The 19,308-nt window shown below is 62.5% G+C and carries 18 protein-coding genes; 9 read left to right on the forward strand and 9 right to left on the reverse strand.

Translation table 11 applies throughout. The annotated features are described in order from the left end of the window. Positions 1-41: 41 nt before the first annotated feature. A complete protein-coding gene (locus AOG28_RS08175; protein WP_043332791.1) occupies positions 42-347 on the reverse strand; it encodes a hypothetical protein in 306 nt (101 codons plus the stop codon). A gap of 177 nt (positions 348-524) precedes the next feature. Here AOG28_RS08175 and AOG28_RS08180 point away from each other — a divergent pair, with 177 nt between their 5' ends. Continuing rightward, complete coding sequence (locus AOG28_RS08180) at positions 525-1,367, forward strand: alpha/beta fold hydrolase (RefSeq protein ID WP_225996418.1); 843 nt, start codon at positions 525-527, stop codon at positions 1,365-1,367. Between the two features lie 128 nt (positions 1,368-1,495). Here AOG28_RS08180 and AOG28_RS08185 read toward each other — a convergent pair whose 3' ends face one another. Beyond that, the gene (locus AOG28_RS08185) at positions 1,496-2,194 is read right to left on the reverse strand and encodes a GNAT family N-acetyltransferase (protein ID WP_054556010.1); all 699 of its coding nucleotides are present in this window, start codon (positions 2,192-2,194) and stop codon (positions 1,496-1,498) included. Between the two features lie 340 nt (positions 2,195-2,534). Between AOG28_RS08185 and AOG28_RS08190 the strand changes: the two genes are divergently transcribed. Genes AOG28_RS08190 through AOG28_RS08205 form a run of 4 tightly spaced genes read left to right on the forward strand, consistent with a single transcriptional unit; the run spans position 2,535 to position 7,508 of the window. After that, positions 2,535-4,157: an ABC transporter substrate-binding protein gene (locus tag AOG28_RS08190; RefSeq protein ID WP_082388512.1), complete on the forward strand. Its 1,623-nt coding sequence runs from the start codon at positions 2,535-2,537 to the stop codon at positions 4,155-4,157. Beyond that, positions 4,154-5,080 (forward strand): ABC transporter permease, encoded by a 927-nt coding sequence (locus tag AOG28_RS08195; RefSeq protein WP_054556011.1) that lies wholly within the window; start codon positions 4,154-4,156, stop codon positions 5,078-5,080. The genes AOG28_RS08190 and AOG28_RS08195 overlap by 4 nt, the downstream gene beginning before the upstream one ends. Next, the gene (locus AOG28_RS08200; RefSeq protein ID WP_200906758.1) at positions 5,077-5,994 is read left to right on the forward strand and encodes an ABC transporter permease; all 918 of its coding nucleotides are present in this window, start codon (positions 5,077-5,079) and stop codon (positions 5,992-5,994) included. Before AOG28_RS08195 ends, AOG28_RS08200 begins: the two co-directional genes overlap by 4 nt. Beyond that, positions 5,991-7,508, forward strand: a complete 1,518-nt coding sequence (locus AOG28_RS08205) for an ABC transporter ATP-binding protein (RefSeq protein ID WP_235506990.1) — start codon at positions 5,991-5,993, stop codon at positions 7,506-7,508. The genes AOG28_RS08200 and AOG28_RS08205 overlap by 4 nt, the downstream gene beginning before the upstream one ends. 217 nt (positions 7,509-7,725) lie before the next feature. Here the strand turns inward: AOG28_RS08205 and AOG28_RS08210 are convergent, their stop codons facing one another. Then, positions 7,726-8,265, reverse strand: coding sequence for a TspO/MBR family protein (locus tag AOG28_RS08210; protein ID WP_235506991.1), 540 nt, complete (start codon positions 8,263-8,265; stop codon positions 7,726-7,728). Positions 8,266-8,446: 181 nt separating this feature from the next. Further along, positions 8,447-9,340, reverse strand: coding sequence for a threonine/homoserine exporter RhtA (gene rhtA, locus AOG28_RS08215; RefSeq protein ID WP_054556012.1), 894 nt, complete (start codon positions 9,338-9,340; stop codon positions 8,447-8,449). A 147-nt stretch (positions 9,341-9,487) separates the two neighbouring features. On the opposite strand from rhtA, the gene AOG28_RS08220 reads away from it, so the two are divergent. The 3 genes from AOG28_RS08220 (at position 9,488) to AOG28_RS08230 (ending at position 13,462) form a co-directional block, all read left to right on the forward strand. After that, positions 9,488-10,060, forward strand: coding sequence for a helix-turn-helix domain-containing protein (locus tag AOG28_RS08220; protein ID WP_082388514.1), 573 nt, complete (start codon positions 9,488-9,490; stop codon positions 10,058-10,060). Between the two features lie 651 nt (positions 10,061-10,711). Continuing rightward, positions 10,712-12,169, forward strand: coding sequence for a Na+/H+ antiporter NhaC family protein (locus AOG28_RS08225; protein ID WP_054556014.1), 1,458 nt, complete (start codon positions 10,712-10,714; stop codon positions 12,167-12,169). 255 nt (positions 12,170-12,424) lie between these two features. Then, on the forward strand, positions 12,425-13,462 hold the full coding sequence (locus tag AOG28_RS08230) for a hypothetical protein (RefSeq protein WP_054556015.1): 1,038 nt from the start codon (positions 12,425-12,427) through the stop codon (positions 13,460-13,462). A 306-nt stretch (positions 13,463-13,768) separates the two neighbouring features. On the opposite strand, the gene AOG28_RS08235 is transcribed toward AOG28_RS08230, so the two are convergent. The 3 genes from AOG28_RS08235 to AOG28_RS08245 form a co-directional block, all read right to left on the reverse strand. Further along, positions 13,769-14,284 (reverse strand): DUF3455 domain-containing protein, encoded by a 516-nt coding sequence (locus AOG28_RS08235; protein ID WP_054556016.1) that lies wholly within the window; start codon positions 14,282-14,284, stop codon positions 13,769-13,771. A 293-nt stretch (positions 14,285-14,577) separates the two neighbouring features. Further along, positions 14,578-15,117: a redoxin domain-containing protein gene (locus tag AOG28_RS08240; protein WP_054556017.1), complete on the reverse strand. Its 540-nt coding sequence runs from the start codon at positions 15,115-15,117 to the stop codon at positions 14,578-14,580. A gap of 301 nt (positions 15,118-15,418) precedes the next feature. Next, positions 15,419-15,988 carry a manganese efflux pump MntP gene (locus AOG28_RS08245; RefSeq protein WP_054556018.1) on the reverse strand — a complete coding sequence of 190 codons (570 nt, stop codon included), beginning with the start codon at positions 15,986-15,988 and terminating at the stop codon, positions 15,419-15,421. Between the two features lie 384 nt (positions 15,989-16,372). On the opposite strand from AOG28_RS08245, the gene yghU reads away from it, so the two are divergent. Beyond that, on the forward strand, positions 16,373-17,236 hold the full coding sequence (gene yghU, locus AOG28_RS08250) for a glutathione-dependent disulfide-bond oxidoreductase (protein WP_054556019.1): 864 nt from the start codon (positions 16,373-16,375) through the stop codon (positions 17,234-17,236). Between the two features lie 144 nt (positions 17,237-17,380). Here yghU and AOG28_RS08255 read toward each other — a convergent pair whose 3' ends face one another. Together AOG28_RS08255 and AOG28_RS08260 are read right to left on the reverse strand one after the other, a co-directional pair. Further along, the gene (locus tag AOG28_RS08255) at positions 17,381-18,415 is read right to left on the reverse strand and encodes an alcohol dehydrogenase family protein (RefSeq protein ID WP_235506992.1); all 1,035 of its coding nucleotides are present in this window, start codon (positions 18,413-18,415) and stop codon (positions 17,381-17,383) included. A 26-nt stretch (positions 18,416-18,441) separates the two neighbouring features. Then, positions 18,442-18,963 (reverse strand): TetR/AcrR family transcriptional regulator, encoded by a 522-nt coding sequence (locus AOG28_RS08260; protein WP_054556021.1) that lies wholly within the window; start codon positions 18,961-18,963, stop codon positions 18,442-18,444. Positions 18,964-19,308 lie beyond the last annotated feature (345 nt).

A 19,308-nucleotide genomic window follows, 5' to 3' on the forward strand; every position in this document is an offset into this window, starting at 1 on the left:
CCGCTTTTGGGTCAGGTTCTTTTGCGCAGTCCCATTGCGGGTCAGCGCCAGGGCGCGTGCAAGGCGATGCTCAGCAGTACGCGTTTGCCGCGCTCGATGCGGCTGACGCTGTGTTCGTGAAGGTCGGGGCGAAACAGCACCACGCGGTCCGCGAGGCGAAAGAGGCTGCCATCGGTCTCGAAGACACCGCCCCGGCGGGGCTTCTTGAGCACGATATTGAGCTTGTAGTAGCTGCCGCTGCCCATCGGGTCGTTGTGGCGCATCACGCTGTGGCCTTCGGGGTAGGTCACCAGGTTGATGGTCAGGCGGCGAAGATCGAGCAGACTGCGGTTGATGACACGGGCCATGGGCGTTTCCCTTGAATTTGATGGGGCCATTAAAGCGTATTTTGAGCAATCAATCAAAATCATGCTTGAGTGATCGCTCAGAAATCCGTAAGGTGGTCCCACGTTCACGGCAACACCGCGATATAGCACTGTTTCGCCAGGCCGTGATTGAGTATTCATCAAGCGAAGAGGTCAGCAATGAGCCACGACAACGTGACAATGGAAGCCCTGGAAACCCGTTATGCGATGATCGAAGGTCACCGCATTGCCTACAAGGAAATGGGTGAAGGTCAGCCGCTGTTGTTGATTCACGGCATTCCGACCAACAAGCTGATGTGGCGTGATGTGATGCCGGAATTGGCCAGGCATTATCGTGTCATCGCCCCGGACATGCTCAACTATGGCGAGTCGGACATGCCGGTGGATGCTGACGTTTCCATCAATGCCCAGACACGCATCTTCATCAAGCTGATGGATTCACTGGGTGTGGCGAGTGCGGATGTCGTTTCGCATGATATCGGTGGGGGTATCGGTCAGCTGATGGCCGTCAATCATCCCGAGCGTGTTCGCCGTCAGGTACTGATCGACAGCGTGTGCTTCGATTCCTGGCCGATTCCGGAGTTCAAGCAGCTGCTGGAGCCGGGCGTCGAGGAAGCGACCAGCGTCGAGGAATTCATCAGCACCATGCGCGGCTTCATGCCCAGTGGTGTGCATGATCCGGCCGTCGCGACCGAAGAGATGGTCGAGCGCTATGTGTCCCAGTGGAACAGCGAGCAAGGCAAGGCGGCTTTCTTCCGCAACATGCGTCGTCTCAACAAGGAATACACCCAGGCCATCGCCGGTGAGCTCAAGAATATCGAGATCAAGACTCTGGTGCTGTGGGGCGACAAGGACAACTTCCAGAAGCCGGATTACGCCCCGATGCTGGCAGATGCCATTCCGGGTGCCGAGCTGATCTGGGTGAAGGATGCCGGTCACTGGGTGACGGATGAAAAGCCGCAGGATACCGTGCGCTATATCCTGGACTTCCTCGCCCGCTGAGGAGGAGCCTATCAGCCATCAGCGCAGTAAAATCTCACCCCATGATGGTGAATGAGCCCTGAACGACAATGCCCGGTCCTATGACCGGGCATTGTCGTATCTGGCGGAAATCGCGCACGGGAAATCGCCTAATGATGCGCGATGTTCCGCGCGGCCGGAGGGGACTGTCGCTTGCGCTTGGCGGTGATCGTCAAGGCGTCTTCCTCGGTAAGGTCGTCGATGATCGTGTCGAGAGAGGCATTGCCCGACAGGGGCAGGGGCGCGTGATCACCCCGCGGGGCGAGCGTCGGCGCTGTCTGGAAGGCGAGGGGTCTTTCCAGTGCCATGATGCTGCCACTGCGCGTCGGGGTGCACTGCTCATTGACCAGGGTGAAACCGTGGCGCTGGTAGAGCGCCAATGCCGGGCTGTCGGAGAAGACTCTCAGACGCAGCGCGCGCGGGCAGGGCTGAGCGCCCGGGGAAAGCTCGGAGGCTCGGTCTTTCAGCAGCGACTGGCCGTACTCCTGCTGCGTTGCCAGCTGGATCAACCAGTTCAGGCAGGCGGAGCCGACGCCACGGCCTTGCCAATGTGGCACCAGTTGCAGGTCGCGCAGATACAGGATATCCGGCAGGGCCTTGAGGCTGATGAAGCCGACCCATTCGCCATTGATACGTATCGCGTAGTTCTCGTTGTCCCGCCAGCGCTCGCTGAACAACTCCTCGTCCCAGCTCATGCCATGCCGTTTGTAGGTCGCGAGCATGTTGCCGCAGCACAGTCGCCGAGCCGCGGCGCTCAGATAGCTGCTGCAAGCCGAATCGCTGATAGGGGTAATGCTGAGATCATCCATGATCCTGTCGCTTATTGTTGAGGGTAGGGGCACAGATGCGCGGACTGATGACCATTCGTCCAGAATAGCGGACCAGTCGGTTAGCGCATACTAATGTAGTTTGCCATCTATCATCGGATGTTGGGTTGCCGCTGACAAGTGAATGCCTGTCCAGTACATGTCCCGCATCTCTCAAGTGTCTCTCAAGCACCTCTCAAGTGCCTGTCCAGCTTTGCCCAGTCGTAGAAGGTGAGTCGAGAGTTGCCAAAACGTAATAGTTACACTATAACATTGCGTTTTTTGTTCGTCGGCGCCGGTTGCGCGTCGGCATCCATGCTCTTGCTCGGGACTCGCGATATCGATGGTCAAATTGCTCTCAAGGCTTCGGTGGCAATACCGAACCTTCCTTCACGATCGCAGGCAGCTGGCCGTCGCCAGCGTCGCGCTGAGCCTGGCCGTGGTGCAGCCCAGCCATGCGCAAGATGCCTCAGCGGCGCAAGCGTCGGCGGCGGACACACGGCGTCTGGAGATCGTGGCGCCCTTCGACATCAAGGGGGCGGACCCGCTGCTCAGCGGCATTCTTTTCCAGCGCATGCAAATCGTCGAGACACTGGTCGAGGTGGATGCCACGGGAGAACTGCAGCCGGGATTGGCGAGCGATTGGGAGGTCTCGGATGACGGCCTGGAGTGGCGCTTCACGCTCCGCTCCGGCGTGCAGTTCCATGATGGCAGCCAGCTGGATGCCGAGGTGGCGCGTCAGGTGCTCGAGATCGCAAGTGCCAAGCCGGGTCTGTTGAAGTCGGTGCCGGTCGAGCGGATCGTCGCCGAAGATGCCCAGACGCTGGTGATTGCCCTCAGCGAGCCCTTCGCCGCATTGCCCGCCTATCTGGCCGATTATCGCCAGCAGATACTCGCGCCGGCAGCCTTCGATGAGACGGGCACCGCCCAGCAGGTCATCGGCACCGGCCCCTATCGCATGCTGCGCATGACGCCGCCCTTGAGCCTGGAAGTCACCGCCTTCGAGGACTACTGGGGCCCGCAGCCCGAGGTGCGCCAGGCGCGCTATCAGGCGGTGAGCCGCGCCGAGGGCAGGGCATTGATCGCCGAGAGCGGAGATGCCGACTTCACCTATGGGCTGGACCCCGCCAGTCGCCAGCGTCTCTCCCAGTCGCCGCGTGTGACTCTGGCAGCGGCCGCGACGCCGCGCACGATGCTGTTGAAGGTCAACGCCAATCATCCGGCCTTTCAGGACCCCGCTGTACGGCGTGCATTGAGTCTGGCGATCGATCGCACCGCCATCGCGCAGGTCGTGCTGCGCTATCCGCGTGGCGCCAGCCAGCTGTTCCCGCCGATGGTGGAAGGCTGGCATGACCCCGCACTGCCCGAGCTGCATCAGGATGTCGCCAAGGCGCGTGCATTGCTGGACGCCGCAGGTTGGAAGGTCGCGGAGGATGGCATCCGCCACAAGGATGGCCAGCGTCTCGCGATCAGCCTGATCACCTTCTCGGACCGCCCGGAGCTGCCGCTGGTCGCCACGGTGCTGGAGCGCCAGTTCCACGCCATCGGCATCCAGACGCGTCTGGATATCACCAACTTCTCGGCGATTACGGCCGGCCACCACGACGGCAGTCTCGACATGGCGCTGTTCGCGCGCAATCTGGCCATGGTGCCGGACCCCATCGGCAACGTGCTGAGCGATTACGCGGGAACCCCCGAGGCCCCCGGTGGCGACTGGGGCGCGATGGGCTGGTTCGATGCGGACTTCACCGCCGAGCTTGAGCGCATGGCACGCGAGGGCTATGGGCCCACGCCCGCAGGGCAGGACCCGCGCGCCCAGGCCAGCGGCGTGATCCAGCGGGCGCTGCCCGTGATCCCCATCGCCTGGTACTACCAGAACCTGGCGATCTCCAATCGACTGCAAAGCGCTCAGGTAGACCCCTGGGAGCGTAGTTTCGGCCTTTCAGAATTGCGGTGGGCACAATGAATCTCCCTTCACGTCTGTTGCAGCTATTGATGGTGGTGCTGATGGTCGGCGGCGCCAGCTATCTGATGATGCAGAGTCTGCCCGGCGATGCCGCCTGGCGTATCGCGGCCGGCCGCTATGGCTATGATGCGCTGGATGCGGCCGCTGCGGCCTCGGTACGCGCCGAACTGGGCCTCGAGGCACAGGGCGGCTTGCACTTCCTTTACTGGCTGGGCGATATCCTGCGCCTGGAGCTTGGCACCTCGCTGATTTCCGGTGAATCGGTGTGGGTGGAGATTCGTCATCAGCTGGGCAACTCCCTGTCGCTCGCCGGTGCGGCGCTGGGCATCTCGCTGCTGATCGGCCCGCCGCTGGGGCTGCTGGCCGGTCTGCGTGCCGGTGGCTGGTTGGACCGTAGCCTGCTGGCCGTCTGCAGTCTGCTGCGTGCCACGCCGCAGTTCCTGCTGGCGCTGGTGCTGATCCTGCTGATCTCCGTGGAGATGGGCCTGCTGCCGGCCGCCGGTCACGGTGAGCCGCAGCACTTCATTCTGCCGGCGATGACGCTGGCGCTCGGGCTGGCAGCGGTATCGGCACGTCTGGCACGTGATGCCATGGCCGCCGTCACCCAGACGGCCTTCCATGATTTCGCGCGCTGGAAGGGCCTCAGCAACGCCCAGACCTTCTGGCGTCACGGCCTGCGCCATGTGGCCTTGCCGCTGGTGACCTACCTGGGACTGCAGTTCGTGACCCTGGTGGAAGGGGTGGTGGTGATCGAGAGCATCTTCGGCTGGCCGGGCATCGGCCATGCGCTGGTGCACGCCATCTTCTCGCGCGATGTGCCGATGGTGCAGGGCACCGCCCTGGTGCTGGGCGTCGGCTTTGTCTTGATCAATCTGCTGGTCGATCTGCTGGGTCGCCAACTGGACCCACGGGGTGTGAAATGAATCAGGTGGTGGAAGGGTTTGCGCCGCAGCGCGTGGAAGCCGTGCGTCGCCGGCGCTTGAACTGGCCATTGCGCCGAGTGATCGGGGCTGCGATGGTCGCCAGTCTGGTGTTGCTGGCCTTGTTGGGCAATCTGGTGATACCGGGAGACCCGCTGGAGCAGCATCTCTATCGTGCACTGCAGGGCGCGGATGCCGTCGGTGTCTCTGACGCCGGCGAGGTGATCACCAGCGCCCCGCTGGGCTATGACCACCTTGGGCGCTCCCTGTATCACCGCCTGGTGGCGGCGCTTGGGCTGTCGCTTTCCATTGCCGCGGGGGCGGTGATTCTAGCCGCGTTTTCGGGCATCTCGCTGGGGTTGCTGGCCGCAGGACGCGGTGGCTGGGCCGAGCGCCTGTTGAGCCTGGTGGCAGACAGCCTGCTGGCATTGCCGGGGCTGTTGTTGGTGCTGATGGTCAGCGTCATCCTGCCGTCGACGCCGCTGGCATTGTGGTTGGGTCTGTCGCTGGTGCTGTGGGTGGAATTCTTCCGCCTGGCTCGCGCTACCGGTCGCAGCGTGCTGGCGAGTCCCGGCGTCGAGGCCAGCCGTCTGCTGGGCTTCGGGGCCTGGTACCGGTTTCGTCATCACCTGTGGCCGGAAATGGCGCCCGTGATGATGACGGCGATGGCCTTCGGCATGGCCAATGCCCTGATGGCGATTGCCGCGCTGGGCTTCGTGCACGTCGGCATTCCGGAGCCCACGCCGGAGCTGGGCACCATGATGGTCGAGCTGTTGCCGTACTGGCGTGAAGCGCCATTCGCGCTGCTGACGCCGGTGCTGGTCACCTTCCTACTGTTGCTTGGGCTGTTGCTGATGTCCGGTAGCAAGGCCAGAACGTCAACCGCCGCGGACACCCTCGAAGGAGCGCGCCCATGAATGTCGCGACAATGACCACGCCTGCCTCTCACACGCGGCATGGGGCAACGGCGGATGATGTGGTGCTGAGTGCCGAGGATGTGAGCGTGCGGGTCCAGGGCGCGCAGACGGCGCTGCTGGAGCCTGTCTCGCTTGCGCTCAAGGCGGGCGAGCCGCTGGTGGTGATCGGTGAGACGGGGTCCGGCAAGAGTCTGCTGGCTCAGGCACTGCTGGGCACGCTGCCCCCGGAGCTTGTGGCCTCCGGCAGCCTGTGGCTCGATGGCGAGCAATATCCTCTGCACACGCCAGAGAATCGTCGCCCGCTCTGGGGCCGCCGCCTGGCGGTATTGCCCCAGGAGCCCTGGCTGGCGCTGGACCCGCTGATGAAGGTGATTCGTCAGGTCGGTGAGGCATATCGACTGGTCGCGGGGCGTTCAGCGCAGGCCTCCCACGCGGCCGCGCGCAGTGATCTGGAGCAGTTGGGTGTCGCCGCGGCCAGCGAGCAGTTGCCGGGCAAGCTGTCCGGTGGCATGGCGCAACGTGTGGCCTTTGCCGCTGCCCGCGCCGGCGGCGCGCCGCTGTTGATCGCCGACGAGCCGACCAAGGGGCTGGACGCCGCCCGCGTCAGCGAGATCGGCGAGCTGCTGCTCAAGTCACTGGCTGAGACACCGCGTGCCGGCTTGATGGTCATCACCCATGACATGGCGTTGGCGCACCAGATCGGCGGCCGTCTGATGGTGGTACGCAGGGGGCAGGTGATCGAGCAGGGCGCGACGCGTGACGTGCTGGCCGCGCCGACACATGCCTATACCCGACGCCTGGTGAATGCCGCGCCGCAGGCCTGGCCGGAGGCCGCCTTCAAGCCGGCAGCCGACAGTGCAAGCCGTGATGGCAAGGCGGCAGGCGAGACCATCATCCACGCCGAGAATCTGACCATCGCGCGCGGGGACACCACACTGCTGCGTGACTTGGACCTCAGTGTGAAGGGCGGTGAGATCATCGGCGTCCAGGGCGCTTCAGGCTGTGGCAAGTCATCGCTGGGCGATGCGCTGCTCGGCCTGTTGGCACCGCATTCAGGACGCGTGGTCCAGTATGCCGAACGCCTGGAATATCAGAAGCTCTATCAGGACCCCGTGGCGACCTTCCCGCCACGCCGGACACTGGGGCGGCTGTTGAAGGATCTCAGCGCACGCCATCGGCTCGATGACAGCCAGCTGCCGCAGCTGATGGAGCAACTGAGCCTGGCGCCGGAATTGCTCTCGCGTCTGCCGGGACAGGTCTCGGGTGGCGAGCTGCAGCGTTTCGCGCTGTTGCGTCTGATGCTGATCAAGCCGCGCTTCGTGTTCGCCGATGAGCCAACCTCACGTCTTGATCCGCTGGTCCAGCAGGAGGTGATCGCCTGCATGGTGAAGATGGTGCGGGAGCAGGGCACGGCACTGGTGCTGGTCAGTCATGATGCGGCACTGCTGCGCAAGGTCGCGGATCGCGTGCTGGTAGTAGAGGAAGGCCGCTTGAAGGCGCGACAGGAGATCTGATCGCTCACCAGGCCCGCACGGCGGCACCAGAGGACCGCAAGGCATTATCGCAACAGCAAGAATCGCACCAGCAAGACGACGCTTCAAACGCCAACGCCCAGCCGAGACTCTGCATGAGTCTCGGCTGGGCGTTGGCGTTTGGTATCTGCGGGGGATGTTCTGGCGTCGGGGCCCGAGTGCTGGCCGCTCATCTGCCGTCAGGTCGATCGTTGCCGGCTCACCCGCCCAGCAGGGCCGGATTGGCTTGCCAGACGGACCAGGTCAGCGCACTGGCCAGCGTCACCCACGCCAGATAGGGCAGCATCAACAGCCCGGCCAGGCGACTGATACGCCAGAAGGCGATCAGGGTGACGGCGATCAGCGCCCACAGCACCAGCACGTCGATGAACGCCGCCTGACCGAGATGCCAGGCGAAGAACAGCCAGCTCCACAGGCCGTTGACGACCAGCTGCACCACGAACAGCCCCAGCGCCAGACGATGGCGCCAACGGAAGCCATTGCTGGCATGCAAGCCATCGCGCGCGACACGCCAGGCGGCGAGCGCCATCATCACGAACAGCGCCGTCCACACCGGCCCGAAGGCACCCGCCGGCGGGGCCCAGGCCGGCTGGGTGAGGCTTGCATAGAAGGTCTTCGCGTCAACCGAGGCTAGCGCGCCGATGGCGGCAGTGAGGAAGCTCAGCCCGAACCACACCACCATCTGGGCGGTGGAGCGCGCAGCGGAGGGTGAGGAAGACGCGGAACGTGGTGATGTCATCTGGCGGTCTCCTGTCTCGAAAAGCGTGATAGAGGAAGACACGATATCCCACGCTGCGTCCTGATTCACCGTCCCGTTCTTCCTGAAAGGGGCACCTGAACGGTTCAGCTGAGAGGTACGTCTGCACGGTTCAGCTGAACGGAACATCTGAACGGCTCAGCTGCAGACGGCAGCGCCATCCTCAATCCGGCACTGGTCCATCGAAGACTTCCTTGCTGCGACCGGTCAGCGTCGTGCCCACCGAGGCGGCGATGACCAGGCCGATGGCGAGCCATTGGAAGATGCCCAGCGTCTGACCGAGGAACAACAGGCCGGAGAGCGCCCCGATGGCGGGTTCCAGACTCATCAGGGTGCCGAAGGTGTGGGTCGGCAGGCGCGGCAAGGCCACCATCTCGAGGGTGTAGGGCAGCGCGGTCGAGAGCACCGCGACGGCCAGTGCCAACGGCAGGATATCCACGGAAAACATGGCGCTGCCGGCCTCCATCAGGCCGACGGGCGCGACGACCACCGCCGCGATCGTGATGCCCAGCGCCGCGCTCTGGGTGCCATTGCCTGCGCCGGCCTTCTGGCCGAACAGGATATACAGCGCCCAGCAGAGGCCAGCGCCGAGGGCGAAGGCGGCACCGACGGGGTCGATCGGCGCGGCGGTGTCCTCACCCAGCAACAGCAGCAGGACCAGCCCGGTGATCGCCAGCGCCACCCAGCCGAGGTCGATCCAGCGGCGCGAGCTCAGCAGCGCCACGGCCAGCGGGCCGGTGAATTCCAGTGCCACGGCGATGCCCAGCGGTACTGTCTTGAGGGCCTGGTAGAACAGCAGGTTCATCACGCCCAGCGCCACGCCGTAGATGGTGATGGACTTCCAGGCCTTGCGCGTCACCGGCTTGCGCCACGGGCGCAGAATGGCCAGCAGCAGAATCGAGGCGATGATCAGACGAATCGCCGTCGCGCCCGCCGCGCCGATCATCGGGAACAGGGAAGTGGCCAGCGAAGCACCGCTCTGGATTGAGCACATGGCGACCAGCAGCATGGCGACGGGCCACAGACGAGAAGAGGAGGCGGCGACGGCAACGGACATTGAAGTCTCCTTGAGCGATCCAGCGGATGACGGGCATGGTCAGTCAAGAACACATGCGGCATGATTCATGGACATTGAGGTAGCAAGGGAAGGGAGCTTGAGGCCAGTAGGATGCCGGCTTCCCTCATCGTCAGCGGGATTGTACGGATGCGCACTATATTGCACAACAGTAAAGATCGACCCGATGTTCTGGTCCATGTCGCGGCCAATGTTCGCCGTCTGCGTCTGGCCGCCGAGCTGAGCCAGCAGGCACTCGCGGATCAGGCCGAGATCAGCCGCCGCATGCTGGTGAACATCGAGAAGGGCGACGTCAATGTCAGCCTGGGCACGCTCGACAAGCTCGCCGAGGCGCTAGGGGTGCTCTTCTACGCGCTGGTCCAGCCCCCGGAAAGCGAAGACTCGGCACGCATCAATGAGGTGGCGTGGGTCGGGCAGGCGCCCGAAAGCCGCGCCGTGCTGCTGGCCAGCAAACCGGCGACCCAGGAAGTCGAGTTATGGGACTGGACCCTCGCCCCCGGCGAGCACTATGACTCCGCGCCCGATGATGCCGGCTGGCACGAGATGCTGGTGGTCACGCAAGGCGAGCTGACCCTCACGCTGGAACACGAGGAAATCGTCATTTACGCCGGGGATTTCCATGTCTATCCCAGTGATCAGGCCTACCGCTACCACAACACGGGCACCGGGATGCTGCGCTTCATCCGCAATGTGCTGCATTGATCGCCCGGCATGACATAAACTGCCACTCGCTCGGGCTCCTGCGCTGACTCTTCGGTTCATGAAGACGGTGCAGAGGATCGGTGCAGAGGATCGGTGCAGAGGATCGGTGCAAAAGATCAATGCGTGCCCCTTTATCGCGCACTTGCCGATCACACGCTTGCGCCCCCGCGCGGCGCTGGCGTCAGTCCTGCCTTCACCCGCGAGTATCATCCCGACGTTTCACCTGTCCGCATGCGCCCCTGCAAGCCTTTGCAGGGGCGGGTGTCGAACCGCGTTCTGCCTCAAGGCCCCAGCTCAGCGAGCTTTCGCAGCTGATACCTCTCGCCAGGACGGTCACTCCAGGACTTTCTCCCGCCAAGACTGTCTCTCACCAATACTACCTTGCGGTAACGCTGATTGATGCGGCAGCGCCCTGACAGATCACTGGTCCGTCAGTCCTTTGATATGTGAAATTCCTGATTTTCTAATGTTTGGCAGAGAGATTGCTTGGTCATGTGCAAAAGTAATCGTTTGCCACTGATTTTGGCATTGGTCGTCACGCAAGTGGCTCGCATAGCCTGTGGCTGTCTGGCGGGGGCCTGGGCCGTCATGTGCAGGCCCGCCAGGCAAGGATGACTCCAATAACAAGACTCGTGTGTGAGGGACAGGAATATGCAGCAACAGGACACGAAGGAACTGGTGTTTCGGGGTGGTGTGGTGGGTGCTCTGGTGCCGCTGATGGTGCTGGTGGCGGGGCTGATCTACCTCTCGGTATTCGAGCGTGCGGGCACTCAGCCTTTCTGGGCCTGCGCCTGGCTGGCGATGGGGGTCGGGCTCTTTCTGTGTCGTGACCGCTCGGCCTACTGCGAGAGCCTGCTGCGTGGCATGGGCAACCACACCGCGACCGCCATCATTGCCCTATGGCTGCTCGCCGGGGTCTTCGGCAAGCTGATGATGGCAGGTGGGCTCATCGATGGCCTGCAATGGATTGGTGCCTCGATGGGTGCCACCGGTGGTGTCTTCGTGGTGCTCGCCTTCGCCATCTGCATGGTGTTCTCGCTGGGTACGGGCACCAGCGTGGGCACTGTCATCGGCCTTGGCCCCGTGCTGTATCCGGCCGGCGTGATGCTGGGCGCAGACCCGACGATGCTGGCGGTGGCACTGCTCTCGGGCGCTGCCTTCGGTGACAATCTGTCGCCAGTCTCGGATACCACCATCGTGTCGTCCTTCACCCAGGGGGCGCAGGTCGCGGATGTCATTCGCACGCGTCTGCCGCTGGCACTGTCCGCGGCGGCCATCTGCGTGGTGATCTTCCTGGTGGCCGGTGGCAGCGAGACGGCGCTGACCGAGGTGCCTGCGCTGGCATCAGGCAATGCGCTCGGCCTGGTCATGCTGTTGCCTCTGGCCGTGGTGGTCGGCTTGGCCCTCAAGCGTCGCCATATCATCGAGGCGATGTTCTTCGGCAATCTGGTCGCCATGCTCTGCGCTCTCGTGATCGGCGCCATCAGCCTGGGCGATATCTTTGCGCTGCCGGCACAGCGCGGTGAAAGCACCGGCTTGATCGAGAATGGCATCGCCTCGGTGACCGGCGCCGTGCTGTTCGCCCTGATGGTGCTGGCACTGACACAGGTGATTCTGGATGCCGGCCTGATGCGTCGTCTGCTCGACAAGGCCAATGACAGCTTGATCACGTCGCGTACGGGGGCCGAGACAGGCATCGTGGCGGTGACGGTCGCGGCGTCCATCCCGCTGTCCGCCAATGCGCCGGCACTGTTGCTGGTCGGCCCCGGGCTGGTGCGCAAGCTGGCCGAGAAGTTCGGGATCGCGCCGGAGCGCAGTGCCAACCTGATGGATTGCGCCGTCTGCACGGTCTTCTTCCTGCTGCCCTGGCATATCGCGGTGGCCGTCTGGCAGCAGGTGATCGCTGCCAGTGCCGCCGAGGCGGGCGTCGCGGCGCCGAGTGCCATGGCGTCCTTTTTCACGCCTTACCCCTGGGCGATGCTGGTGGTGCTGGCCATCTCCATCACCTGGCGTGCGCGCAGCTCTCGCAGGCAGGGCACTCACGCACAGCAGGCCGCTGGAGGTGGCAATCACGAGACGGTGCTGGCGGCGCCGGCCAGGGAAGTGTGAGCCGCACACCGCTAGCCTGTACGTAAGCCAGCGCTCTGACGTTTGAGGCTTCACACCCAACGCCCCGCGACACTCCTGCCTGCTAGAGTCTCGCGGGGCGATGTGGTGTCTGGCAGACGCTTTTCTGCTTCTGTCTCAGTTTCTGGGTATGTCCCTGTCATTGGCCTGGCTGTCACAAGGCGGCATGCATTGTCCCGAACTCAATCCCGCATGGCCTGTCCCACTGTCATGACGTTTCATTTCAAGGAGCCATGCATGGCGAAGGTACGTATCACGCAACAGGGCACGATCCATTGTTTTCCGGCCGGCTTGAAGGATGAGGATGGCAAGCTGGTGAACGCGGAGATTTCCGCCGTGGCCTATGACGGCGAGCGTCTGTTGATGGCGAGTGACAAGCCGATTCCGGGCGAGGGACGCTCGGCGGTCTTCTCCTTGCCACTGGATTCTCGAGGACCGGATGACAGTCAGCTTGAGTATCTGACCACGCCGTTGATCCGTCAGGCGGTCAAGTATGAAGACTTCGCGCTGACCACCGATGGCCGTCACATGTTGGCAACCACCGGGTTTGATCGCATCGACAGCGAGAGTCATGCCCTGAATGCCTACAACCACCTGTTGATCTGGCCGCTGGGTGAGCCGGACAAGGTGCAGGTGGTCGACCCGGACCCGCGTGACGGGGTCGAGGGCTCACTGGAATTTCGTCAGAAGCTGGAAGCGGCCATTGGCCAGCCGTACTACAAGATCGAAGGTCTGGCGGTCGTGCCGAGTGACAAGGGCGATGGGCTGATCCTGTTCGGGGTGCGCGAACAAGGCAACTCGCATGATGACTTCGCGTACGTGCGTCGCGTCATCGGGGCGCGCTATGCGATGACCGACAGTGACAATATCGAGTTCATCGAGGACCTTCACGACGTCTATGCGTTTGACCCCGCCGAATATGAGGGCGTGAATCACGAGTGTGGTCTTTCGAGCCTGGAATATGATCCCTATCACGCACGCCTCTATCTGGTGACCAGCTTCGAGACCGAGCAGGGCAGTGAAGAGGTGATCGGGGGCTATCTGTGGGTGCTGTCGCTGGCCGACTTCCATGCAGGCAAGCCCCCTACGCTGGTGACGCATGAGGATGGTCGCGTGCTGGAGTTCGAGCACAAGGCGGAAGGGCTTGCGGTACTGGATCGCGAACGGCTGTTCGTGGTCTATGACAATGATCGCAACCATGAGCTGGGCAGCGTGGATGAACGCGATGAGCGCCACTCCTGTGAAGCGCCCTATACGATGCTGGCGCTGGTCTGACGGCAACTTATCGGCTCAGAGATCGGTTCACGGGGCGGGGAAACAAACTCACGGCTTTTGCACCGAAATAGGAGGCTGACTATCTTCGTGATGGCCTTCCTGACCTTCTCTGTTAGCACTTCTGTTATCGCCTGCGCGTTGCTGATTGAGCTCCATTATGAATCATCATTTCCCCGCCGGGATTGATGACGACAAAGCCCCGACATGCCTATGCATGTCGGGGCTTTTCATGATCGCACCTTCCCTGTGTCAATGCGCTTTGTACACGACATCGAGTGGTGAATCCATTTTATTCAAGGCTTGAGCTTACATGGCCTTGTAGAACAGGTAATCGGCCTGGTACATCACGATTTCGACCTTGTCCTTGTGGGCTTCATCGCAGGCCATGTCAGGTGCGGCACCGCCCTGGGTATTGAGGCGCTGGACATAGGTGACGCCCTGCATATGCCCTTCACCTTCGGCCGGGTTGGCCTCGACCAGCTGCAGCGGAATATTGCCCTTGCCGTTGGGCTCTACCGCCAGCTGTGTACCGGTGATCTTGGAGCCATCCATGGATTCCCAGGTGGCGGGCGGACCATAGTATTTGCCGACCTGCTTGCCATCGGCATCATTCAGCGCGGCATCCGGGCCCTTGAAGACCCAGCCCATGGTGCCATCGTCCTTGGCTTCGCAGGCCCATTTGATCTTGCCGACACCGACGGTTTCCATGGCGACTTCATTGCCTTTTGGCACCGTGACGCTCTCGGGAACCTCCATGGCTTGAGCCAGCGGGCTCAATGCGAGGGCAGCGAAAATACCAGAGATACAGGCGATTGTTTTCATCTTGACGACTCCGTAGACAGATAAGGTTCAGCTAGCGGTTGCAGGTGTGTCGTTGTCTCCCTTGCACTGTTCATAACGCTGGCCTTTCTCGTCTGGATGTCACGAGATCACATTTTTTTTCGTGGGTTATTCATGGCCTGTTTTCAGCGCTTATCAGCGGCGTCATGAAAAGAGACCAAAAGCGCAAAGCGGGCGAGGTGAAGGCCAGGTGGCAAGCAACAGGCCCAGATATACAGACGCCCCGCAGCACGAGGCTGCGGGGCGTCTGTGTGACGGCGTGAACCCTGAAGGATTCAGTCGTAATCGCGGGTGCCGCGAATCGGGTAGTCGTTATCCGGCTTGCGGATGAACTCGATGCCACCCATGAGGGTATCCAGATCAGGGCGCACGAAGGGCGCGTTGGCGATTTCCTGAATCTGGATCTTGCCTTCGCCATTGACGATGAAGAAGGCAGGCTCCGGGAAGTCGTGATCGGTTTCCTTTGCGCTGCGCGGCGTCGAGATGAACAGTCCCAGCGATTGCATCTGTTCGAGGGTCAGCCCATACGCGAGCGGGAAGTTGACCTCCAGCGACTCGCGATGCTGCGTGAGCTGCTGCTCATCATCGGCAGACACGGCGACCAGATCGACGCCCTGGGCGCTGAAGCGCTCGCGATAGCTCTCCAGCTTGTTGAGAAACTTGGTGCAGATCGGGCAATGCTTGCCGCGATAGACCACGACCAGCTGCCAGTCATGCTCGCCCTGGGGCTTGCCGAGGGTCAGTGCCTCACCGTCGCTGCGTTTGACCTGGACGGCCGGGAATTCACTGCCTGGATGAAGCTTGCGTGTATACATGCAATCTGGCTCCCTTTTGAAGATCACGGCGTTGGCTTTCAAGTCACAGCTGATCAGGCGGCGGATATCACGTGTCGGATATTACGTGTCTTAGATATCGAGTGTCTTTGATATCACGTGTCTGGGATATCACGTATCTCAGAAATCAAGCGCCTTGAATGACCAGCGACAGGATACGCCATGTGTCCCCCTTGAATGACGCCATTGTCAGGGTTTTCAAGGGGGCCCTTGGCGCAACGCGTGGGTGCGTCCATCGCCAGGGGCCGCCACGGGGCCGTTCAGGGCGCTTTTCAGCAGAGGATCAACCCAGGTAGCCGGTGTGATCGAGCAGGATGGTCGTGCCGATGCCGATCAGCACCAGGCCACCGATGATTTCCGCGCGCTTGCCGACCATCTTGCCCAGCACACCGCCCAGCATCACGCCGGTGGTGGCCATCACGAAAGTGGCGGTGCCGATCGCCAGCGCAGTGGTGACGATGTTCACGCCCGCAAAGGCAAGCCCGGCACCCACGGCCATGGCATCGATACTGGTGGACAGGCCGGTCAACATCAGGCGGGGCAACGACTGCGGGGTGGTGCAGTCCTCATCTTCCTCGTCCTTGGAAAGCCCCTCATGAATCATGTGCAGACCGAGCAGCAGCAGCAGGGCGAAGGCGATCCAGTGGTCCCACTGTTCGACGTAGACGGCCAGTGAGCGACCGATCAGCCAGCCGATCACGGGCGTGATGGCTTCGATGACCCCGAAGATGAGGCCGATGCGCAGGGCGTCTTTCAGAGAGGGACGACGTATGGCGGCTCCCTTGCACAGAGCGGCAGCAAAGGCGTCGCAGGACATGGAGAAGGCGAGCAGAAATGTCGGTAGCAGAGGCATGAGTCAGGATGTTCCAGGCCGGTTGCGAGTCAATAACAGAAAGACACCACCGGCCGGAAGCGTCTGACTGTCATTGGTCTCGCCGAACCTCGTCCTGACTGATCACGGGCATGATCGGATAGGTGGGTCCTCGGTGCCACGGCAATGCCTGCCGACTATGTTGACATCCGAGACTCTCGTTGGGTGACGAGAGCGGGCTACTCCCCAAAAACTGGTGGCATACTAGCAACAAAATCTTGTCATTTCATCCCCTTGTGTCACGAGCGCCTTACCGTCATAACTTGTCTACCGAGTCAGAGCGGCGCCACGCCGACGTGTCTGACGCCACCGAAGTCTTGAAGCGTCAGTCTTGAAGCTTCAACAGGATGCCAAGGAGTCAAGGGTATGAGCGACAGTTATCAGCCACCCAAGGTCTGGACATGGGAAAGCGAGAGTGGCGGCAAGTTCGCCAGTACCAATCGGCCGATCGCGGGCCCGACGCATGACAAGGAGCTGCCGGTCGGCGAGCATCCCTTCCAGCTCTACTCCATGGCGACACCCAACGGCGTGAAGGTCACCATCATGTTCGAGGAGCTGCTGGCGCTCGGGCATAGCGGTGCGGAATACGATGCCTGGCCGATCCGTATTGGCGAGGGCGATCAGTTCGGCAGTGATTTCGTCGCGATCAATCCCAATTCCAAGATCCCCGCGCTGATGGACAGAAGCGGCGAGACGCCGGTTCGCGTGTTCGAATCTGGCTCCATCCTGCTGCATCTGGCCGAGAAGTTCGGCGCCTTGATCCCCAAGGACCCCGCCAAGCGTGTCGAAGTCATGAACTGGCTGTTCTGGCAGATGGGCTCTGCGCCGTACCTGGGCGGTGGTTTTGGCCACTTCTATGCCTACGCCCCGGAGAAGCTCGAGTACCCGATCAACCGCTTCGCGATGGAGACCAAGCGTCAACTGGACGTGCTTGATCGTCAGCTGGCCGACAACGCCTATATCGCCGGTGACGAATACAGCATCGCGGATATCGCCATCTATGCCTGGTATGGCGCACTTGTCGAAGGCAAGCTCTATGAGGCTGCCGAGTTCCTCTCCGTGCAGGACTACACGCACGTGCAGCGCTGGGCCAAGTCGATTGCCGAACGCCCGGCGGTCAAGCGGGGTCGCATGGTCAATCGTTTCTGGGGAGAGCCGCAGGAGCAGCTGATCGAGCGCCACTCGGCGATTGACTTCGAGACCAACACCGAAGACAAGCGTAGCGACTGATTATCGCGACGCTTGTCTGGCTGTCTTGTTGTCAGGCAGTGACCGTCAAGCAATGCCCGTCGAGCAATGAGCGTTCAGTCACAACAAGGGCTACCCATCGGGTAGCCCTTTTGCGTTCTGGCCGGTCGCGCGGGCAGGGCGCTTTCAGTCTTGGCGGACCTTGAGCACGACCTTGCCCACGTGGCCTTTCTGCTGGAAGACCTCCTGGGCGGTGGCTATCTCGGCCAGCGCGAAGGTGTCAGCGACCAGCGGCTTGATGTTGCCTTGCTCGATATGGCGCACGAGATTGGGGAAGACCTCCGGTTCCAGCACCGTGCAGCCGAAGAAGCTCAAGTCCTTCAAGTACAGCGTGCGCAGGTCGAGTTCCACCATCTCGCCACCGATGGCGCCCGCGACGGCGTAGCGCCCCTTGTAGCCCAGGATATCCAGCAGTTGCGGCCATTGCGGGCCGCCCACCAGATCGATGACCACCTCGACACTCTGGCCGTTGAGCGCCTCGTCGAGAGGCTGATCGCGCAGCACGATGTCATCGGCTCCGAGATCGCGCAGGGCATCGGCCTTGGCCGCGCTGGTCACGGCAATCACATGGGCACCACGGGCCTTGGCGAGCTGGACGGCCGCGGAGCCGACCCCACCGGAGGCGCCGGTGATCAACACGCGCTCGCCCTTGGCAAGCTGTGCGCGGGTCAGCATGTTCTCGGCGGTGGAGTAGGAGCAGGGGAAGGAGGCGAGTTCCACATCGCTGAGTGAGCTCTCGACGCGCAGGGCATGGCGCGCCGCCACCCGGGTGTATTCGGCAAAGCCGCCATCGCATTCGGCGCCGATATACCAGGCGGACTCCAGCGCCTGGCCGTCGTGCTCCCTCAGGCAGGGCTCGATCAGCACACGCTCGCCGAGGCGCGCCTGGCTGACGTCTGAGCCGACCGCGACGATCTCGCCGCAGATATCGGCCCCCTGGATGCGCGGGAAATGGATCGGCTGCCCGGACCAGCTGGCATCCTCTGCCTCGCCATCGCCCTTGGAGTACCAGGCCAGCCGCGTGTTGAGGTCGGTATTGTTGACGCCAGCCGCGCCGACCCGCACCAGCACGTCACGCGGGCCGGGAGTCGGGCGAGGAATGTCGTCACGCACTTCCAGCACTTCCGGGCCGCCATGGCCGGTCAGGTAGACGCCGTGCATGCTGTCTTTGCTTGTGGCAAGTGAGCTCATCGGTGGGGTGCTCCCAGTAGGGTCAGTGTGGTGGAAAGTGCGGCCTCGATGGCCTTCTCGCCCAGCACCAGCCAGGCGGAGGAGGCGCCTTCATGGATCAGGAACAGCTCGGTGGCGAGGTCTGGGCGGCGGCTGCGTTGGCCGAGCCACTCGAGAGTCTCGTGCTTGTGGCGGTTGACGGCCTCGCGCACCTGCGGGTTGTCGGGAAAGGCCGCCAGGGCATTGACCGACATGCAGCCATTGGGCGCCTCGAACGCCATCCAATGGCCCAGCCGATGGTAGAGGTGGCTGAGCGCCGCAGCGCCATCCTCGGGCACTCCCTCTTCGAGGAAGGCCATATAGCGCTCGTGGCGATGCTGAAGCGCACCGATCACCATGCTCTCCTTGGAGGGGAAGTGGCGATAGAGGGTGCGCAGACTCACGTCTGACGCTGCCTTGAGCTCGGCAACACTCGGTTCTGCGAAGCCGCGCTGGCTGAAGAGCGTCTCCAGGCGTGCGGCGATATCGTGCTGAATCATGTCGGTGCCATGGTCGAATCAACGAAGGAGAGTGTTCGTTCTACCTGTGCAGGGTAGAGCGATCATTCTCCCTGTGTCAATGCGGCGTTTCCCAAGCCTTGTGTCGTTGCTGCCATGTCCTGACGTCGCGCATTGCGCGTGTGACGGTACGATGTCAGTACAATTACGCAAATAGAGGTTTGCTGAGCGTTAAATAAGGCAAATCCCAGGTGATTCCGCGGAAAAATCACGCATTTTTCGTTGCGGTAGCATTTGATAAAGATTAGCATTCGCGATTCATTTACTGGCGCGGGGGGCGTCAGTCATGGCCACTTTCTGCTCATCGAGCGGATGAAAGGTGTGGTT

Source organism: Cobetia sp. UCD-24C (assembly GCF_001306765.1).
GTDB classification, from domain to species: Bacteria; Pseudomonadota; Gammaproteobacteria; order Pseudomonadales; family Halomonadaceae; genus Cobetia; species Cobetia amphilecti.